This is a genomic window from Enterococcus durans (assembly GCF_002277935.1).
GTDB lineage: Bacteria > Bacillota > Bacilli > Lactobacillales > Enterococcaceae > Enterococcus_B > Enterococcus_B durans.
In genome coordinates this window covers 448666-468406 of sequence record NZ_CP022930.1, presented here as the reverse complement: position 1 = coordinate 468406, position 19741 = coordinate 448666, and the positions used below count along the sequence as shown (strand labels likewise).

At 37.7% G+C, this 19741-nt stretch carries 17 protein-coding genes and 1 pseudogene; 14 read left to right on the top strand and 4 right to left on the bottom strand.

Annotated features, from left to right (window positions below):
- Positions 1-300: 300 nt before the first annotated feature.
- The 7 genes from CJZ72_RS02315 to CJZ72_RS02285 all read left to right on the top strand — a co-directional run bounded on the left by CJZ72_RS02315 (position 301) and on the right by CJZ72_RS02285 (position 8149).
- The gene (locus tag CJZ72_RS02315; RefSeq protein ID WP_005876658.1) at positions 301-837 is read left to right on the top strand and encodes a hypothetical protein; all 537 of its coding nucleotides are present in this window, start codon (positions 301-303) and stop codon (positions 835-837) included.
- On the top strand, positions 834-1004 hold the full coding sequence (locus tag CJZ72_RS14460; protein ID WP_161131464.1) for a hypothetical protein: 171 nt from the start codon (positions 834-836) through the stop codon (positions 1002-1004). Before CJZ72_RS02315 ends, CJZ72_RS14460 begins: the two co-directional genes overlap by 4 nt.
- Before the next feature lie 1366 nt (positions 1005-2370).
- Positions 2371-2970 carry an SIS domain-containing protein gene (locus tag CJZ72_RS02310; protein ID WP_081135577.1) on the top strand — a complete coding sequence of 200 codons (600 nt, stop codon included), beginning with the start codon at positions 2371-2373 and terminating at the stop codon, positions 2968-2970.
- 428 nt (positions 2971-3398) lie between these two features.
- Positions 3399-4577: an IS256-like element ISEfm2 family transposase gene (locus CJZ72_RS02300; protein ID WP_081133701.1), complete on the top strand. Its 1179-nt coding sequence runs from the start codon at positions 3399-3401 to the stop codon at positions 4575-4577.
- 260 nt (positions 4578-4837) lie between these two features.
- Positions 4838-6577: a putative basic amino acid antiporter YfcC gene (gene yfcC / locus CJZ72_RS02295; RefSeq protein WP_005876662.1), complete on the top strand. Its 1740-nt coding sequence runs from the start codon at positions 4838-4840 to the stop codon at positions 6575-6577.
- Positions 6578-6651: 74 nt separating this feature from the next.
- On the top strand, positions 6652-7836 hold the full coding sequence (iadA, locus tag CJZ72_RS02290; RefSeq protein WP_005876664.1) for a beta-aspartyl-peptidase: 1185 nt from the start codon (positions 6652-6654) through the stop codon (positions 7834-7836).
- 85 nt (positions 7837-7921) lie between these two features.
- Entirely contained in the window at positions 7922-8149 is a 228-nt protein-coding gene (locus CJZ72_RS02285) for a CsbD family protein (RefSeq protein WP_005876667.1), read from the top strand.
- A 301-nt stretch (positions 8150-8450) separates the two neighbouring features.
- Here CJZ72_RS02285 and CJZ72_RS15200 read toward each other — a convergent pair.
- The 3 genes and pseudogenes from CJZ72_RS15200 to CJZ72_RS02270 all read right to left on the bottom strand — a co-directional run.
- Positions 8451-8564 (bottom strand): annotated as a pseudogene (locus tag CJZ72_RS15200) (DUF3788 family protein); the annotation flags it as partial.
- Between the two features lie 34 nt (positions 8565-8598).
- Positions 8599-9273 (bottom strand): ABC transporter ATP-binding protein, encoded by a 675-nt coding sequence (locus CJZ72_RS02275; protein WP_081135572.1) that lies wholly within the window; start codon positions 9271-9273, stop codon positions 8599-8601.
- Between the two features lie 12 nt (positions 9274-9285).
- Positions 9286-10782: an ABC transporter permease gene (locus CJZ72_RS02270; protein WP_081135570.1), complete on the bottom strand. Its 1497-nt coding sequence runs from the start codon at positions 10780-10782 to the stop codon at positions 9286-9288.
- Positions 10783-11315: 533 nt separating this feature from the next.
- On the opposite strand from CJZ72_RS02270, the gene CJZ72_RS02265 reads away from it, so the two are divergent.
- From CJZ72_RS02265 to CJZ72_RS02235, 7 genes are all read left to right on the top strand, one after another.
- Entirely contained in the window at positions 11316-12995 is a 1680-nt protein-coding gene (locus CJZ72_RS02265; RefSeq protein ID WP_005876674.1) for a ribonuclease J, read from the top strand.
- A gap of 124 nt (positions 12996-13119) precedes the next feature.
- Positions 13120-13593, top strand: a complete 474-nt coding sequence (locus CJZ72_RS02260) for a YbaK/EbsC family protein (RefSeq protein WP_081135567.1) — start codon at positions 13120-13122, stop codon at positions 13591-13593.
- A 152-nt stretch (positions 13594-13745) separates the two neighbouring features.
- Positions 13746-14426 carry a metal-dependent hydrolase gene (locus tag CJZ72_RS02255; protein ID WP_081135565.1) on the top strand — a complete coding sequence of 227 codons (681 nt, stop codon included), beginning with the start codon at positions 13746-13748 and terminating at the stop codon, positions 14424-14426.
- Between the two features lie 8 nt (positions 14427-14434).
- Entirely contained in the window at positions 14435-15766 is a 1332-nt protein-coding gene (locus tag CJZ72_RS02250) for a DRTGG domain-containing protein (protein WP_005876680.1), read from the top strand.
- Positions 15767-15780: 14 nt separating this feature from the next.
- Positions 15781-16731, top strand: coding sequence for a DHH family phosphoesterase (locus tag CJZ72_RS02245; protein ID WP_081135562.1), 951 nt, complete (start codon positions 15781-15783; stop codon positions 16729-16731).
- 148 nt (positions 16732-16879) lie between these two features.
- Entirely contained in the window at positions 16880-17215 is a 336-nt protein-coding gene (locus tag CJZ72_RS02240; RefSeq protein ID WP_081135559.1) for a zinc ribbon domain-containing protein YjdM, read from the top strand.
- A gap of 77 nt (positions 17216-17292) precedes the next feature.
- Positions 17293-18000, top strand: a complete 708-nt coding sequence (locus CJZ72_RS02235; RefSeq protein ID WP_005876685.1) for a zinc metallopeptidase — start codon at positions 17293-17295, stop codon at positions 17998-18000.
- Between the two features lie 186 nt (positions 18001-18186).
- On the opposite strand, the gene CJZ72_RS02225 is transcribed toward CJZ72_RS02235, so the two are convergent.
- On the bottom strand, positions 18187-19650 hold the full coding sequence (locus tag CJZ72_RS02225; protein WP_227260171.1) for a helix-turn-helix domain-containing protein: 1464 nt from the start codon (positions 19648-19650) through the stop codon (positions 18187-18189).
- Positions 19651-19741 lie beyond the last annotated feature (91 nt).

Here is a 19741-nt window from a genome sequence, read left to right as displayed (position 1 = left end):
AAAAAAACGTTCTCTTTTAATAGACGATACCATGATAATACTACAATTCATATACATAATTTGAGTTATTTAATCTGAGTTATTGATTTTTTAGTCAATCCTTAGTTATTAGGAGTACATAACGTTTTTTAGAGCGGAATAAAATAAATTTTTGTTATTAAAGAATATATGGAAAATGGATATAGTTAATAGAATTTATGTAAGAAGACCATAGTTTATTGCTTTTACCTAGACCAAATTTATTCCAAGAAGTCAGATGGAAAAGACTTAGTAATAAAAACGATTAAAAGGAGTTTGTCTATGAATTATGCTGAAATTGAGTCATGTTTTTCTACAACAAGTTTTAATCCTGAACCATTTATTGAAATAACTTTACATGATCACGAAATCAGAGAAAAACTGATCCATAATGTTATAGATGGAAAAAAGCATATCAACTATTATTTTAACAGCTATTTGATCATTAAAGAGGCCAGTTCAATCAATCCAGCACTATTTTATCCTTACTGGGATGATTTTTGGAAACTACATACTCATAAAAATTCTTATTATCGCATGATTGCCCATGATTTGATCACAAATTTAAGCGTTTGTGATACGCAAAATAAGTTTCAAGCCATCAAGTCAGAGTACCTTGATTTACCGCGAAAAGAGAAAATAAGTAACTTTCTGAAAATGAGTCATAATTTATTAAAGGCGAATCAACCCATAGCGCTTAGTGATGAATTAAACTTATTGTTGACTGACCCAAAAGTCTTGGCTAAATTTACAGAAAAACAAAGAAAAAGGATAGAAAAATTAGCTCAAACGATTCCAAGAAAAAGTACAAAGACTTGATTCAAACCATCGCTAAAAAACTGAAGCTTGCTAAGCAAACCAACGTTCCAATTTTCTTAGCATCAAAATTTTATACTTTCTTTAATGGTTCGGGTAAGGTTCGTTTTACCGATGACACAGGCGCTCAAAGTGTCAAGAGACCTGCACCAATTGCACGTTGTTCATAAACCGAAGAGTATTTGCGCACATGTCAACTTTTGAAGCAATTCAACTGCTGAACACTTTTGCGGCGTTGGTTTTGCTGATGATTGACCATAAGAACAAAAAATAACCATCTAAACACTTTGATAGGCGATTAGATGGTAAAAAAATAATTAATAACTGTCACTGTCTTTTTAAGGGTCCTACATGGGGCTATGTTCGCGCATAGTCCTTTTTCTTTGTATTATGTTAGATTGCTGATTCTTGCAAGTAGGCTATATACGTACGAGTAGAGTTCTTTGGTCAGTTTAGAAACAGATAAATTGTAGACGAAAAAAGAGTTTATTTTTTGCCCCTTTTTATGAGAAGAGGCGGAAGTGTGAATATATCTGTGACTGTTCCTGGAAGAAGGACATTTGAAGCGGAGACAGAAGTGTTCCACTCCAAAAAGCAAAAATAAATTCATGGAACCTGCTTTTTAAATTTTTTGTAGATCTTTTAGCTTGTTTTCAAAAGAGTTTGCCCTTGCTTTTGTCGTTTATTAGTATGAATAGCTATTCACACTAAAGTAAGCATAAAAAATCATACCAATAGCGAGTAGGCCACAAATAATCAAAAGGATAGTTGACCAACGCTGCTGTTTTTGGTTTGTTTTATTCGAATTTCTGCTTCTTAGAATAATCAAAAAAAGAATAAGTCCCCATACATAAACCATAAATTTCCCCTAATCATTGAGTTTTAGTGATTCCATCATATAATAAAAAAAATACAAAAGAAAGAGTAGATGAAGTGGTGTGCTTGAGTGGAATAATAGCTTTTGTAGATAATAGTAGCGTAACTGCAAGTAAATGTTCAAAAATAGAATAAAAAAATAGTTTATTTAATTTGTCGATAACAGTTGATTCTTGTTAGGAACAAAATAAAAAATCCTATACTAATAGGATTTTGACTAGTGTGATATTGAAAATATTGTTATGTAAAGAATTCTTATCTTTGTTTTTTTGCTATTTCATACTTGCGTTAGTAGGATAGTTTACTTACAATAGTTGCAGATAGAAACAGCTGAATAAAAAGGCTCCTTGATAGTTAGCGGCAACTAACTACCAAGGAATGACCAGTCACACGTCTACACCCTGACCGATCATTTGCCATAGTCAATGCAGTTGCATCGACCTTATTTATTGTACCTAATTTTAGGTGAAAATTCTACCCTTGCTGTAGATTTTTCAAGGGATCGAATGCTTGTTGATTTGCTATGTCAAGGTATTGGGCAGAACGCCTGATACCTTTTTTGTATTTAGCTACTCTACCACAAACTAGTCATTTTCTGTTTCTATCTCACTTAAAATTAGGAAGCTGTTTCTGTCGTGAATGTAAAGGCAGGAGAAACAGATGGGTTTACGCTACTTTGATTACTATAATCAATTGGAAAAGAAATTAAGAATCGAAGAACCGCTCATGGCACAAGCCGGAAGATGGATAGCTCGGCAAATCTCTTTGGGTGGAAAATTACAGATATTTGCTAGTCGCTCACTTAGCGGTGTGGCTTTTGAATTTTGGGAACAGCTGCCAGAATCGATCCCAGGAACACTAATAAAAAATCCGGCAAATGGAATATATGAAGAAATAGAAGGAACAGGTACAGCGATCATTGAGCAACTTACTACACAATCGGAAGATATCTTTTTGCTTCTTTCAAATGAAGGCAGAAATCCCAGTATAATAGAATTAGCACAGTGGATCAAAGACAACGACTACACATTGATCGTTGTCACGGGATTTGATCTATCCCGAAGTATCAAGTCACATCATAGTAGTGGATTACGATTATTCGAGTTTGCAGATTTGGTATTAGACAATCATGCAAAGATGAATGATGGTGTCTTGACTTTGCCAAATGTTGATTCTGAAATTTGCGGCGGTGCCTCGATTGCTACAATGCTATTGCTTCAACAAATGATCTATTTTACAGTCTGCCAACTGAAACAGTAAATGGAAAATATAGTTAAAAAGAGACAAGAAAGAATTCTTGCGAATTCTTTCTTGTCTCTTAATACACGTTGATGAAAGAGTCTTCCCCAAAACTCTTTACACTGCAATTATAGTACATTAGTTATGATTATTGCAATGAAGTTTATCTATTGAATGAAAAAAAGTCTTAAATAATGGACCTTATTTATGCAGAGAACGTTTTCCACGAAAAAAAATAGCAGAAAACATGAATATATATTTGGAAATATCAGGGAATGAATAAATAGAAGTTATCTACATATGATGAGAAAAATGGATCAACTTTTTACAAAAGATGAAAGATAGAAAATTTTTTGAGAGTGTAAAATATTTTGTGTAAATAGAAAAAAGGAAGTCCCTTCTGTAGAATAGAGTTACCACAACACATTCACAGAAAAGAGGACTTCCATATGAACGATTTTACTACAGAAATTCTAAAGACTCTAGCGAACAAAGGCGATTTGAATGAATTATTCCGTGTCCATTTGGAAAAAGCTGTCAATACGCTTCTCAAAACGGAGTTAACGGCTTTCCTCGATTACGAAAAGTACGATCGCATTGGTTTTAACACGGGTAATTCTCGTAACGGCTCCTATGACCGTACGGTCAAGACCGAGTACGGGGAACTTCATCTCCAGATTCCGCGCGACCGCAACGGCGAGTTCAAGCAACAGACTGTTCCTGCTTATAGACGGACGAATGATACCTTAGAGGAGACCGTCATTCACCTCTTCCGAAAAGGTATTACCATGTCGGAAATCGCAGACTTGATTGAGAAAATGTATGGGCATCACTACACGCCCCAAACCATGTCCAACATGACTAAAGTGCTGACTGAAGAAGTAAATGCATTTAAAGTTAGAACTCTAAATGATAAGTATGTCGCTATTTTCATGGATGCTACTTATATTCCTTTAAAACGGCAAACCGTCTCCAAAGAAGCAATCTATATTGCCATTGGTATACGAGAAGACGGCACTAAAGAAGTACTAAGTTATGCGATTGCTCCGACTGAATCGACCTACGTTTGGAATGAGTTGTTAGAGGACATTTACTCCAGAGGGGTTCATGATGTCTTACTGTTTATTACCGATGGCTTAAAAGGCATGAAAGATACGATTCACCAGATTTATCCTAAAGCTAAATACCAACATTGCTGTGTTCACGTTTCCCGTAATATTGCTCATAAAGTACGTGTCAAAGATCGAAAAGAAATCTGTGATGATTTTAAGGCTGTTTATCAAGCTAGCTCAAAGGAAGAGGCAAATACCTTTTTAGGGAGTATGATTGAGAAGTGGCAGAAAACTTATCCTAAAGTGACGCAGTCACTGATAAAAAATCAAGATTTATTGACTTTTTATGAGTTTCCGCCTGGTATCCGCCGAAGCATTTACTCAACTAATTTAATCGAATCTTTCAATAAACAAATCAAGAAATACAGCCGCAGAAAAGAGCAGTTTCAAAATGAAGAATCACTAGAGCGTTTCCTAGTATCCATCTTTGATACATACAATCAAAAATTCTTAAATAGAAGCCATAAAGGCTTCCAACAAGTGACGGATACATTAGCTTCAATGTTTACTGAGTAACCCATTATTTTGCAGAAGGACGAGTTATTTACACAAAATTATTGACGCTCCCAATTTTTTTAATCGAAGATTAATTATAAAATATACCTATTTTTCTTAACTAGATATATTTTGATGACGATTAGGAGATTTTTATTTAGTCAAAAGAAAAAAATTTTTTTAATGGATAATTCATGTCTCAAGTATATTTTTACTGTATAATCTAGTTGCTTATCCATTTTTTATTCATTAAATTTGTAAACAGAAAGGAAGAATTGCTTTTGAAGAAAAAAATTTCTTCGGGAAAACCTAAAAGAGATCTTACAAAAATGACGACTCCGCATACGTATGTCATTATTTTTGGCGTTGTTATATTTGCATGGATACTAACATTTCTTGTTCCAGCAGGAAAATTCAGTACACAAGACATTGAATATAAAGATGCAAACGGAGAAACTAGCACACGGACGGTGTTACGACAAGATTCATTCCGTTATGCATATGAATTAGACAAGTCTTATGTGTTTGACCAGTTGGAGGACTTACAAGATAACCCATCACAAAGAGAAAAACTAGATGTTCCAGAAAAAGGCTTAGAAGAGGTCATTTCTGAGGGAGAAAAAAATCTGTCACAAGAGAAACTTGACAAAATTTCTCTAACGGACGATGTGTTATATGACCAATATGGAGAAAGCATTTATGATACTTCCAAGAAACTCCATAAAACAGCGAAGATTTGGGGAACCGATGATTTTGGTGGATTCGGCTTTTTGAATTTTGTTTTTGAAGGTCTAGTTTCTGGCGATAAGTATGGTTCTGCAGTTGGGATCGTTGCCTTGATTCTTGTTGTCGGTGGAGCGTTTGGGATCATCATGCGTACCGGCGCTATTGATGCAGGTATCTATGCTTTTATCAGTAAAACAAAAGGATTAGAGCGCCTTGCTTTACCGTTATTATTTTTCGCTTTTTCATTTGGAGGCGCAACATTCGGGATGGCAGAAGAGGTAATCCCATTTTCTATGGTAATGGTTCCCTTTGTCATTGCTCTCGGGTATGATTCGATCGTTGCAGTTACGGTGACTTACGTAGCATCTCAAGTTGGTAATGCTACCTCTTGGATGAGTCCATTCAGTGTAGCAGTAGCGCAAGGGATTGCGGGAATACCAGTACTATCTGGTGCCACGTTCCGTTTGATCATGTGGATTGTCGTTACGGCACTATCTGCAGGGTATTTGATGATCTACGGAGAGAAAGTTCGTAAAAATCCGGAAAGTTCTGTAACATATAAATCAGATGAATATTTCAGAAGTCATTTGAAGAAAACAACGGATGAGCGAAAAGCATTTACCTTAGGACATAAGTTGATCTTAGTTGAAATGTTGGCTGTATTAGTTTGGATCGTTTGGGGCGTTACCCAGAAAGGCTATTATATTCCAGAAATTGCATCTCAGTTCTTTGTGATGGGATTGGCAGCTGGGATCATTGCTGTGATTTTCAAACTTGATGATATGAAAGTCAATGATATCGCTTCTTCGTTCCAATCCGGAGCGGCAGATTTAGCTGGAACTGCAGTTGTTGTAGGGATGGCGAAAGGAATCTTATTAGTATTAGGTGGTTCAGATGCATCTGTGCCTTCTGCATTGAATACGATCTTACACAGTATTGGTTCACTATTATCAGGTGTGCCGGCAGTGATTGGCGCTTGGGCGATGTACATCTTCCAAAGTCTCTTCAATTTAGTCGTTACATCAAATTCAGGACAAGCAGCGTTGACGATGCCGATCATGGCACCGTTAGCGGATTTAGTTGGTGTTTCACGCCAGGTAGCTGTATTAGCTTACCAATTAGGTTCAGGGTTCATGGATGCTTTTACACCAGTATCAGCAAGCTTGATTGGGGTACTAGGTGTGGCACGTATCGAATGGGCTAAATGGGCAAAATTCCAGATAAAAATGCAAGGATTTTTCTTTGTACTGGGAACGATTTTTATTATGATCGCGATAGCCATTGGTTTACAATAAAAGAATAGAAGAACAAAAAAGCAGCTGGACCTATAGCAGGTGCAGTTGCTTTTTTATAAGAAAGGAAGAAAAAAATGAAACTTATTCGACAAATTGAAGTATACGCACCAGATTATTTAGGAAAATTAGATGTTTTACTTGCAGGAAATAAGATCATTGCACTAGAGGAAAACATTACAGGTGGTTACTCTGAATTAGAGGTGGAAGAAATTTCTGGGGAAGGGAAACTGTTGACACCGGGATTTATCGACTGTCATTTCCATATCCTAGGAGGTGGTGGTGAAGGAGGCTTTCAAAATCGCACGCCAGAAGTCACATTGAGTCAATTGACATCAGCTGGTGTGACTACTGTGGTCGGCTGTTTAGGAACAGATGGTGAAGGGCGGGATATGACTGCGCTCATTAGTAAAGCGAAAGGCTTAGAAGCAGAAGGGATCACTACTTTTGTATATGAAGGCTCGTATCGATTACCTGTCAAAACTGTCACTGATTCGATCATCAAAGATTTTTTGACAATCGATAAAATAATTGGAATCGGTGAAATTGCTGTTTCTGATCACCGTTCTTCTCAGCCAACTTTTGAAGAATTTGCTCGTGCCACTGCTGATGCACGTGTGGGTGGGATGTTATCAGGTAAAGCTGGAATCGTGAATGTCCATCTAGGTGGGGGAACAAGGAAACTTGAACTATTGAAAAAAGTAGTAGAAGAAACAGAAATTCCCATTTCACAATTTTTACCAACCCATGCGAATCGCACACAGGAATTACTTGATGCATGTATTGAATTTGCTAAAAATGGCGGTACTATCGATTTCACTGCAAGCGAAGATCCTGATTTTTGGGAAAAAACAGATGGAGAAGTCCGTTTTAGTAAAGCATTGAAACAATTATTAGATGCGGGTGTTGCACTTGATAATTTTACGATGACTTCCGATGGTCAAGGAAGCCTGCCTTATTTTGATGAAAATAACCATTTTATCGGGATGGGTGTTGGTAGTGCAAAATCATTATTAGTTGGTATCAAAGAAGCCGTCCAAAAGGAAAATATTCCATTGGAAATCGCACTTCGAGCTATCACAACTAACCCAGCGCGCATTCTAAAGCTTGAAGGCAAAGGGCAAATACAAGTCGGAAATGATGCTGATCTATGTATCCTTGATAAGGAAACACTAACGATTGATTCAGTGATCGCCAAAGGACAGATAATGGTGAAAGAGCAGGAAGTCAAAGTTTGGGGGACATTTGAAAAAACGATCTAGGGTGTCCAAGCATTCTGTTTGTCTGTTTCTATAGTTGATGATACTCTGATAATAGTAAGAGATGAAAATCAAGGGAGGAATTAGAATGGCAGATTTAAAAGGTCGTACAGAAGATACAAAAGATAAAGTAGTCGGTGAAGGAAAAGAAGCATACGGTAAAGCTACTAATGATAAAAGCAAAGAAACAGAAGGCAAAGCTCAATCTTTAGGTGCCGATATCAAAGGAAAAGCACGTGACCTCGGCGATGACATCAAAGAAGGCTTTGAAGATGTCAAAGAAAAATTCTCCAAAAAAGATGATCACCGCAAATAAGTATCGATGTTTATCGTGTAGAGTTCCCAATAGTACACGATGATAAAATGATACCCAATTCAGTAAGCGCAAAGAACGGTTGGAACAGGAGCAACTCCTGTTCCAACCGTTTATTTGCCTTCAGAGTGTGAGGTCGAGACAAAAGTCGTTTTGGTTTGAAATTTCCCAAAAAATTGACTTTTGGATGCCGTTTATTCGAGAGTCTGTAGCAAACCTGATTGTTAGATTTATCCCACATTCATTTAGTTACCTTCAGAGCGTGAGACAAAAGTAAGGAATACTTTTGTTTTATTCTTAAAAAACGAATAAACGGTGTGAGCAGAAGCAACTCCTTCTTAAATAAGCCGAAATTCACAAAAATTTGAAAAGCAATTTTCGTTGATTTTTTCTTATTTCTCGGAGTTAAACACTTCTGTCACAGCCTCTTTTTGGTGTGTCGGATCAAAAAGTTATTCTGGCGAATCAAGGGTGATTTTAGCAAATTCTTTATTTTTTAATTCATAGATTTCATCACAGCTTTTTGCAACTTCTAATTCATGAGTCACAATGATGATACAGCGATTTTGTTCATGAGCGATTTCTTGGAATAAGTGGACAATCTCTTGCGAAGATACTTCATCAAGGTTTCCAGTAGGCTCATCGGCGACGATCAATTGATGCTCGCAACAGATAGCACGGACGATTGCCACACGCTGTTGCTGACCGCCAGATAATTTCGTTACTTGTTTTTTTGCAAGAGTTTCATCGATACCTACTCTCGCTAAACGTTCCAAAGCTATTCGGCGATACTCTTTATGTTTGGCATTTGAGATTTCCATAGCGACGATCACATTATCAACGGCTGAAAGATACGGCAATAAGTTATAGGCTTGAAAAATAATTGATACATCATTTTTGCGGTAATTCCGTAAGCCGATTTTCGCTAATGATTGTTCTTCGTAGTATACTTTTCCTTCTTTCGGTTGATCGAGTCCTGAAATCAAAGAGAGAAAGGTCGTTTTTCCAGAACCGCTCGCACCTAAAATAGCGTACATCTTTCCTGTTTCAAATGATAAATTGACATCTTTATAAAGTGCTTCCTCTGGATTTTGATACCAAAAACCTAATTGTTCTGTTCGTAACATCGAATTCCTCCTTTAGTTTAGTAAAATCTTTCTTGGATTTAATCGCAAAATTCCGATTGATGCAAGAAAAACAGAGAGTAAGCTGATACCGAATGCTACACCGGCGAGAAGGCCTAATTGTGCAGGCTGAACACTGATTTCGAGTTCTTTTACTTGTTGGGAAACTTCAAACGGATTATTGTTGCTTCTGTTTCTCTGTCCATCAGGAGCTTGGGCATTACCATCGGGCATTTGACCAGGGGCTGTTTGACCCTGATTTTGAGAGGTATTTTCTGTCTGTTGTTCTAAAAGTTGCTGACCTACTGCATTGGCTACAACATTACCACTGATCGAAGCCACACCGAGGGCTAGGATCATACATAACGCTACTTCAATAAACAATTGTAGGATGATCTTCGTTCGTGATTCTCCCAAAGAGAGCAAGACACCTAATTCGTGTCGGCGCTCGCGAATCGTGATCATAATAATTAATGTCAAGATGATGACACCTGCAACGGCTACTAGCAAGACAACATTTTTAGAGAAACTTGCAACATTGTTCAACGGTTCAAGCATGGATTGATATAACGCATCATTGGATTGTAGACTGAACGTATCTGTGTCGATCAATTTTTTTGCCTCTGAAATAAAATCAGCCATTTCATCCGGATCAGTCAAAGTGTAAACAGCTGAGTCAACTGTATCATCATCTGTGGTACCGTTTAGTTCATTCGCAAATGTATAAGAGGTATAAAGTGTATTGGAGGGATTCATAAAACTAAAATTCATTCCCATACTACTAGTTGTAGCAGTCGATTCGTAGATTCCTTTAACCGTCATTTCATATACAGTGTCTTCATCTTTGGAACTGGTGATTTTAAAGGTATCTCCAACAGATAGATCATTTGCCTCAGCTAATGTGGAATCAAGGACAACATTGTTCGTTCCTTTATCACTTGCGGTTATTCCTTCACCGTCTGTGATTTTTGCTGTTCCATCTGTAAAATTACTATTTTGACTAGTAGCTGATACACCGCTGATCTGAAAATCTGCTTGCATCATTTGTGGTCCGCCACCCATGCCGCCAGGAGCGTTTGTATTGTTTGAATCAGTACTTTGTGAATCACTTGAAGACTCAGAGCTGGAAATAGCGGTGATCCCGCTCTTGGCAAGGGCAGAAGCAGAACTTTCAAAAGAGTAGCTTTTCACATTACTGAGTTTGGCTATTTTTTCTGCGTCACTCAATGAAACAGGAGTGAGTGAAAAACTGCCAGGATCTGGACGCTCACTTGATGAGGAATCACTCGTAGAATTCTCCTCTTGTTTTTGGAAAGCTGACTGACGATTGGCGCTTAATGTGACAGTCGCACCAACATCTTTTTGTGCTTGTTTTGCTGCTTGTTCAGCCGCACTTCGAATCGTCAAACCTGCCAGTACAAAAATAAGAATGGCAGTAAAGACTGCGAATAACAATAAAGAACGTCCCCATTTTACTTTGGTACTTTTTAATGCGCGTTTCATAAAATTCATCGTATGTATCCCTCCTAATAGTTACAAGAACGAGTGTAGGAAAGTCACCTTAAATAGAACTTAAACCCTTTTGTTATTCTATGCAGTGATTTTTACAACTTAGAAAATCTGACTATAGTTATTTCCGAAAATATGTTAAAATGGACGGAGTATATTCGTAACGGATGATGTGGGAAAGGAGACCAAGAAGGTTCAGCCTATTATCTTCTTTCTACCCCCAATCAAAGGAGCAACAAATGGTTCACATTAAACAAAATGGCTGATACTAGCGATTTGAGTAAATTGTTGTATAATAATGGGGAATAGCTGATGAGGATAAGATCAGCTTTTGTGTTTACAAATATAAAAGATTCATTTATTCGATGGAACTTGTTCAAAAAAGTGGCAGGGATCAAAACGAGTCAGCTGTCAGCTAATTGCTAGTATGAAGAGCAAAAAATTTTGCAAGTATTTCATTAAAATGAATCACGTATTTAGTTAAAGAAGAGAATCGATGTCTTTAAACTTGGACATCATAAGAAGAGGTGAAATTTGTGAGTACCATTAAAATTATCCCTTTAGGCGGCGTACGTGAAAATGGAAAAAACATGTATATCGCTGAAGTGGGAGAAGACATTTTTGTATTAGACTGCGGTCTAAAATATCCTGAAAACGAATTGTTAGGAATCGATGTCGTCATTCCTGATTTTACGTATTTGGAAGAAAATATCGATCGTGTAGCTGGTGTCTTTTTGACACATGGACATGCGGACGCAATCGGAGCACTACCTTATTTATTATCGAAGTTATCTGTTCCTGTTTTTGGTACAGAGCTAACGATCGAGTTAGCAAAATTGAGTGTCAGTCGGAATGATGCCGCAAAAGGATTCAAAGATTTTCATGTAGTAGATGAACACACAGAAATCGATTTTGGTGAAACAATCGTCAGTTTCTTCCGTACAACACACACGATCCCTGATTCAATAGGTATCAACTTGAAAACAAAAGAAGGCAGCATCGTCTACACAGGGGATTTCAAATTCGATCAGACAGCGATCCCGATGTATCAAACAGATTATGCCCGTCTAGCTGAGATTGGTAAAGAAGGGGTTCTTGCTTTGCTTAGTGAGTCAGCAAATGCAGAAAACCCAGTACCGGTTGCATCTGAATTGCAGATTGCAGATGAAGTGTTCGATACGATCAAGTATTGGGAAGGCAGAATTATTGTCGCTTGCGTAGCAAGTAACTTGCAAAGAGTTCAACAAGTGTTGGATGCAGCAGAAAAAGCGCAACGAAAAGTGGTGTTGACTGGTCAAGATTTTGAACGGATCATTCGGACAGCGATGCGCTTAGAAAAACTCCAACTTCCTAGTGAAGATCTACTTGTTACGTTGAAAGATATGAAAAAATATAAACCAGAAGAGCTGATCATCCTAGAAACAGGTCGCATGGGTGAACCTATCAAGTCTTTACAAAAAATGGCAAACGGTACGCACCGTAACATCAAGATCGAAGAAGGCGATTTGGTCTATATTACAACCACTCCTAGCATCGCAATGGAAACAATGGTCGCTAAAACGGAAGATATGATCTATCGAGCTGGCGGATCGGTGAAACTTATTTCTGAGAATATGCGGGTATCTGGCCATGCGAATCCTAACGACTTGCAGCTGATGCTGAACTTTATGAAGCCAACTTATTTTATTCCCGTTCAAGGAGAATATCGTGAATTGGCTGCACATGCTGATTTAGCCCACGCTGTTGGAATCCCGTATAAAAATATTTATATTACAGGGCGTGGCGATGTCTTAGAATATAAAAATAAGCGGATGAGTGTTGCTGGGACAATCAGCGCTGAGAATGTCATGATCGATGGACTAGGTATTGGTGATATCGGAAATATCGTATTACGTGATCGAAAGATCCTGTCAGAAGATGGAATTTTCGTGGCAGTCGTTACGATCAGTCGCCGTGAGAAGAAAATCATCTCAAAACCGCAAATTACATCACGTGGGTTTGTCTATGTGAAAGCGAGTCGTGATTTGATGAAAGAAAGCAGCAATATGATCGAAGAAATCGTTGGGAAACATTTAGAAAGCAATGATTTTGAATGGAGTAAACTCAAACAAGATATTAGAGATCAGCTTGGACGCTATTTGTTTGAACAAACAAAACGACGTCCTGTCATCTTGCCAGTGATCATGGAAGCTACTCAACGTAGAGGTAAAAAATAAGCATAATCAATAATGGTATGGAAATTTTTCTCCACAGTGAGAAGGATTTTCCATACCGTTTATTTTTATAGTTGATGATAAGATGAGAATGAAGTTACTTAAAGAGATAGGAGAGAAAAAGTAAATGGAAAAAACAAAAGTAGAAAACTATTTAGATGACTTAGGAGTAGGCTATCAACCTATTGATTTTAGAAAAGAAGATTTAGAAAATTTTGAGGCGGTATTACAAGCTCAAAAGATCGACCCAAAGCTTGTCTGCAAGACATTGGTTTTAAAAGGTGATAAAACAGGTGTGATCATTGCAATTGTTCCTTTAGCTGCACACTTGGATTATAAAAAAACGAGAAAAGTGTCTAAAGATCACAAAGTTGGTTTTCCCGGTATGGACTACGTGATGGCTTATACTGGCTATCCTCACGGAGCAAATACGCCAATCGGCATCCATAAAGAGCATCCAGACTATCTTTTTCTGGCGGACAACACATTGAAAGAACAAAATGAGTTAGTCATGTCGAGTGGTGAAATCGGTAGAAGCATCAAAATTGCTAGAAAAGACTTCGAAACAATCGTCCAACCAATCTATGCAGATCTGGTTTAAATTGTTTTTAGCGGCTGAAACTGACTTTGGACTTGGTGCAACCTGTATTATCTGTTACAATGATTTCGTATATACTGTACTATTATTTAGATAGATTTCTGAAAGTGAAATCGTTTTACTATTCATAATAAAAAGTGTTGGGAGTGGAAAAAATGAAAATTACTTATCACGGCCATTCTTGCCTAACCGTAGAAATGGCTGACGGACAACGGCTGATCATCGATCCTTTTATTACAGGAAACAGCAAGACGGATTTAACAGTGGAAAAAGTTAACACAGATTGGATCTTAGTTACTCATGGACATAGTGACCATATAGGAGATATGATCCCGATTGCTGAGAAAAACGATGCCACGATCATAAGTATTGTTGAAATCGCAGATTATGCACAAAGTCGTGGGGTAAAAGGACATGGGATGAATATCGGCGGTAAATACACGTTTCCCTTTGGTACAGTAAAATTCGTACCTGCACAACATAGTTCGAGCTATGAAGTTGATGGTATTCTGCAATATATGGGAGAACCTAGCGGAATTGTTATCCAAGCTGAAGGAAAAATGATCTATCATGCTGGAGATACAGCTGATTTCAGTGACCTTGCGTTGCTAAAAGAACAATTTTCGATTGATGTTGCATTTTTGCCGATTGGAGATAACTACACGATGGGGCCGGAAGATGCGGCGAGAGCAGCTAAACGGATCGGTGCTAAATTGGTCGTACCTATCCACTACAATACATTCCCAGTGATCGAACAAGATCCACAAGTATTTATCGATTTATTGACGGAAAACGAAGGAAAAATAATGAGCGTATCTGAAACGCTAGAAGTGTAGGGGTAGTTATGGCGACGAAGCATGATTTAATTTTAGAATATATTGAAAGTTTGCCAGTAGGAAATCGTATTTCAGTAAGAAGTATTGCAAAAGAACTGAGTGTCAGCGAAGGTACTGCCTATCGAGCAATCAAAGATGCGGAAAATGTTGGTTTAGTCTCGACCATCCAACGCGTTGGTACGATTCGGATCGAGCGGAAATTAAAAAAACATATCGAGCGTTTGACGTTTGGTGAAGTTGTACGGATCATTGAAGGAGATGTGTTAGGCGGTGCCTCTGGGCTTGATAAAGTACTGAACAAATTTGTGATCGGCGCAATGACAAAGCATGCAATGGAACGCTATATCACTCCCGGATCGTTGATGATCGTAGGGAACAGAGCAGAAGTGCAAAAGCTTGCTTTAGAGGATGGTGCAGCAGTACTCATCACAGGTGGTTTTGATACAACTCCTGAAATCGCACAGTTAGCAGATGAATTAGCCATGCCGATCCTGCGAACAAGTTATGACACGTTTACAGTTGCGACAATGATCAACCGTGCATTGAGTGATCAGTTAATCAAAAAAGATATCATGCTAGTCAGTGATATTTATATGTCAGCAGAAAAAACACACTACTTATTTCAAACAGATACAATTGCTGATTATCAGAAATTATCAGAAGAAACACAGCATTCACGATTTCCTGTAGTGAATCGTCATATGCGTCTGATGGGGATCATCACAGCAAAAGATGTGTTAGGAAAATCAGCTACTCAATTTATTGATCGTGTCATGACGAAAGAACCGATCAGTGTCAAAAAAACGATGAGTGTCGCTTCAGTCAGCCATCAAATGATCTGGGATGGCTTGGAAGTGATGCCAGTAGTGTCAGATGATTTGACTCTTGAAGGAGTAATCACTCGTCAGGATGTAATGAAAGCTATGCAGCTCGTCCAAAGACAGCCGCAAATCGCAGATACGATCTCTGATCAGATTTCTGGCAGCATCCAAACAATCGATGTGGATAAAGAAGGAAATCGTTTAGAGAATCCTAAATTCAAGTTTGTCGTGACCCCACAAATGGTCAACGGCGTCGGTACGATTTCCTTTGGTGTTTTGAGTGAGATCCTTGCAGATGTCGCACAAAAAACAATGGTGATGAATCAGCGAAGAAACATTTTGATCGAACAAGTAAATCTGCATTACCTACGTTTGATCCAATTAGAAAGCGAGCTAGATATACGTCCTCGAGTATTAGAAATAGGCAGAAGATCTGCCAAACTAGATATCGAAGTATACATTGAAAATACGATCGTTTCAAAAGCTATTGTGGTGTGTCAAGTAATGGAACGTTCTTAGAAAGCAGGAAAAAAATGTCTATCCAATCAGAAATAATAACAGAAATAAAAAAATATGATCGAATCATCATCCATCGGCATCAACGCCCTGACCCAGATGCTTTAGGCTCTCAAGTTGGGTTAGCAGAAATTTTACGAGAAAGCTTTCCAACCAAAGAGATTTATCAAGTGGGTGAAACAGTTGAGGGGCTTCGTTTTTTAGCAGAGATGGAGACGATAGAAAATCAGGTGTATCAAAATGCATTGGTGATCGTGACAGATACAGCAAATTCCCCTAGAATCAGTGATAAACGCTATGATCTTGGCGATAAACTGATAAAGATCGATCATCATCCAAATGATGAGCCTTACGGAGATTTGGTCTGGGTCAATACGGATGCAAGCAGTTGCAGTGAAATGATTGCTGAGTTTGCGTTGCTATTCCCAGATGAGCTAAAAATCAATGCGCAAGCAGCCCGTCTTCTTTATGCAGGGATCGTAGGGGATACTGGACGTTTCTTATATCCAGCTACTACCTCAAGAACGCTAGAGATTGCTGCAATCCTAATGAGCTATCCGTTTGATGCAAGTGCGCTAAACCGAGAAATCGAACAAATGCCTATGAAGGTAGCGAAACTTTCAGGGTATATCTATCAAAATATCGAAGTTGATGAACATGGCGCTGGCAAGGTGATCTTATCCCAAGAAATCCTTTCGAAGTACGCGATTGATGACTCCGAGACAGCTGCAATCGTCTCATTGCCAGGAGTGATCGATGAGGTATTAGCATGGGGGATCTTTGTCCAACAACCAGAAGGCTATTATCGTGTACGCCTACGTTCGAAAGGCCCTGTTATCAATGAACTGGCGAAGCGTCATCACGGCGGTGGACATCCATTAGCAAGTGGAGCCAATGCGAAAGATCTCACTGAAGTAGCAGAAATCTATCAAGAAATACAAGAAATGTGTCGGGCATTCAACAAATAATTTTGCCCAAAGCTTCTGAATGATAAGAAGATACATGCAATAATCGTAAAGGAAATCATTATTGTGTTAAAAATCACAAATGTGTCTTTTCAAATGGCGGGCTATCCGTTACAATATGGATTAACGCTATTTTTAAAGGAGAAAGAAGATGACATTACCAAATTGTCCGCAATGCGGATCTGAATATACCTATGAAGATCGAGGGCTTTATATTTGTCCAGAATGTGCAAATGAATGGAGCAGTGAAGAAACGAATCAACAAGAAGAAGGATTGGTTGTACTTGATGCAAACGGGAATCGTTTGGCAGAAGGGGATAGCGTCACAGTGATCAAAGATTTAAAAGTCAAAGGCGCTACAGGAGCAATCAAACAAGGCACGAAAGTCAAAAATATTCGTTTAGTTGAAGGCGATCATAACATTGACTGTAAAGTCGATGGCTTCGGTCCGATGAAGTTAAAATCAGAATATGTTAAAAAGCTATAAAAAGCTCAAGTTATTTTCACATTCTTTTCGTATTACTCATGGTAAAATAAGGTAAAGTAAAAAGGAGTGAAATCAACATGTATGGATATGGAATGTATGGTTTCTTTGATCCAACATTTATATTAGTCATAGCTGGTCTGATCATATCAGGAATTGCTTCGGCTTACGTCAATAGTACGTTTCGAAAATATGATCAAATACAAAGTAAAAACCATGTGACAGGTACGCAAGCAGCTCAATTCATTTTACAAAGTCAACAGATCAATGATGTTGGAGTGCAACAAATTGCAGGGAATTTAACAGATAACTACAATTCTGGGAATAAGATGTTGAGTTTATCTCAGGCAACTGCTCAGTCGACATCTGTTGCAGCAATCGGTGTAGCAGCTCATGAATGTGGACACGCTGTCCAAGACGCAGTCGGTTATGCACCGCTGAAAATCAGAGCGGCATTAGTTCCGGTTGCGAACTTTGGCTCAATGATCTCATTTCCACTGATTTTGGTAGGGGTACTTTTAAGCTGGAATGATACCTTGATCAATATTGGAATATTTGCTTTTTCGTTAGCTTTATTGTTTCAATTAGTCACATTACCGGTGGAATTCAATGCATCAAGACGAGCAATCCGTATCTTAAGTGAAGGCGGTCTTTTGGCAGAAGATGAAGTACCGATGGCCAGACACGTATTGTTTGCAGCCGCATTGACTTATGTAGCAGCTGCTTTATCTACTTTTTTACAGTTGTTACGTTTGATCCTGATTTTTGGTGGAAACAGAAGAGATTAGGAACAAAAAGAATCATTTTTTACTTTTCTTTCATTCAAAACCGACAGTGAAGTGGGCTGTCGATCATAGAATTTGAACTACGAATTCTTGTGATCGACAGCTTTTTTGTATTCTCTGTTCTTGCTCTATTGGATGCAGTACTTCTCCATGCGTAAATAAATCCAATTAGTATTTAGTCAAAAAATATCAATTGAGATACATTTTTTTGATCAAGTTGATCAGTTTGGACCATGATTCATTCTCATCGTGTGGATCAAGATAAAAGATTTCAGCATTTTGCTGGGATATCTCAAATTCATCGGTGATGATCAAATCTGCCTTTTCTGGAGTTTCAGTAATATGTAGGAATTGCTCATTAAAGAGATTTTTCAATCGACTTTTTATGTAATAATTACCGGTCAATGGTTTGTTTATTTGAAAATGAATAAAGAGTTCTTTTTTTTCTTCTGCGTGTAAAAGTGTATGGATCAACTGACTAAGTTTTCCAGTAAGTATTTCTTTGTGGGGGGAATGTAAGTAGACACATTCGATAAGTGCTTTTATTTTCTCCAGTTGGCTATCTTCAATTGCTTTACTTGGCGACTTTTTTGGAAAAAAAAGTGGCTGGAAATCTTCTACGTTCGTTTCTAGCAATAAAATGAACGACGTCATCATGATGATGAAATACCCGTAATAATATTTTTTTTCTGGTGTACGAATAAAAGGAAAGGAATCAGCAAGTTTTTTTACTAAGAGCGAAGTTTTTCGGCAAATTGGATGGTTACTTTTAGATAATTCATAACCAAAAAGTGTTTTTTGCTGATCCGAAACTAGATTAGGAAAAAAGTAGCACAGCAGGAAATTAAATATGATGATTTCATTCATTGCGATATTTTGCGGAAAGATTGAAAAAAAGTGCTGTTTGAACTCTCCAGAAAAATCTTTTGTTTGATAGATGATCCTCATTATTTCATAGGTGGATAGCATTGTAGGATCGTCCAGATGTTGCAGCTTCGATCGAATCATAAAAATGGCCATCAGCAAGAATCTGTTTTCATATTGTTTGATCGCTGTTTTTGTTAATAGTTCATGTGACAGCAACTTCTCTTTTTTTACCGAAGAATATCTCAGACTTTTTAGAGGCCATTGAATACCTTGGAAAGATTCTGAGAAAAAATGATACATAAAGACTCTTAAAAAAAGTTCATTTCCTGTGATCATATAGCAATTTTGGCGTGAAACAAGTTGTAATTGGAAACGACCTAATACTTTATTCAATTGCCTCTTTAGTTTCTCAAGATAAGAAGGTGAAATATATAGCTGCTCGAGTAAGACTTTTTTAGGGACATGAGTGTCCGGATAATTAAAAAGCAATAATAAGAATTTGAATCGATTTGATTCTTGAAGATAGAATAACTTTACCCTATAGAAAATAGTCATTTTATCATTTAAACTTGGCTCGATCGTTTGGATCGTTCCTTTCGCTGTAGACTGGATAAAGTTGGCGATTTTTAAATATTGGAAAATCGTTCCATTCAGCTTTCGTATGATTTCTTTGATGGTTCTTTTGGGAATCGACAAAGTAGTCGCTAATTCTTGTAGCGTACATGTCTCTTTTTGAATGATCGTATAGAGAACAAGTAATTCTTTTTTTCTAGCATCGATTAACATGAAGTCCTCCTTTTTAATCTTATTGTTGTCCAGAACGAGACAAAAAATGTGAGTGGAAAGTGTTTTCAATGTATGTTATTCTCACATTATA

What these genes read in the sequence shown, in the direction of transcription:
- CJZ72_RS02315 (WP_005876658.1), top strand. Translation starts at nt 301, where the DNA reads ATGAATTATGCTGAAATTGAGTCATGTTTTTCTACAACAAGTTTTAAT.
- CJZ72_RS02310 (WP_081135577.1), top strand. Translation starts at nt 2,371, where the DNA reads ATGGGTTTACGCTACTTTGATTACTATAATCAATTGGAAAAGAAATTA.
- CJZ72_RS02300 (WP_081133701.1), top strand. Translation starts at nt 3,399, where the DNA reads ATGAACGATTTTACTACAGAAATTCTAAAGACTCTAGCGAACAAAGGC.
- iadA (WP_005876664.1), top strand. Translation starts at nt 6,652, where the DNA reads ATGAAACTTATTCGACAAATTGAAGTATACGCACCAGATTATTTAGGA.
- CJZ72_RS02285 (WP_005876667.1), top strand. Translation starts at nt 7,922, where the DNA reads ATGGCAGATTTAAAAGGTCGTACAGAAGATACAAAAGATAAAGTAGTC.
- CJZ72_RS02275 (WP_081135572.1), bottom strand. Translation starts at nt 9,273, where the DNA reads ATGTTACGAACAGAACAATTAGGTTTTTGGTATCAAAATCCAGAGGAA.
- CJZ72_RS02270 (WP_081135570.1), bottom strand. Translation starts at nt 10,782, where the DNA reads ATGAATTTTATGAAACGCGCATTAAAAAGTACCAAAGTAAAATGGGGA.
- CJZ72_RS02260 (WP_081135567.1), top strand. Translation starts at nt 13,120, where the DNA reads ATGGAAAAAACAAAAGTAGAAAACTATTTAGATGACTTAGGAGTAGGC.
- CJZ72_RS02255 (WP_081135565.1), top strand. Translation starts at nt 13,746, where the DNA reads ATGAAAATTACTTATCACGGCCATTCTTGCCTAACCGTAGAAATGGCT.
- CJZ72_RS02250 (WP_005876680.1), top strand. Translation starts at nt 14,435, where the DNA reads ATGGCGACGAAGCATGATTTAATTTTAGAATATATTGAAAGTTTGCCA.
- CJZ72_RS02245 (WP_081135562.1), top strand. Translation starts at nt 15,781, where the DNA reads ATGTCTATCCAATCAGAAATAATAACAGAAATAAAAAAATATGATCGA.
- CJZ72_RS02240 (WP_081135559.1), top strand. Translation starts at nt 16,880, where the DNA reads ATGACATTACCAAATTGTCCGCAATGCGGATCTGAATATACCTATGAA.
- CJZ72_RS02235 (WP_005876685.1), top strand. Translation starts at nt 17,293, where the DNA reads ATGTATGGATATGGAATGTATGGTTTCTTTGATCCAACATTTATATTA.
- CJZ72_RS02225 (WP_227260171.1), bottom strand. Translation starts at nt 19,650, where the DNA reads ATGTTAATCGATGCTAGAAAAAAAGAATTACTTGTTCTCTATACGATC.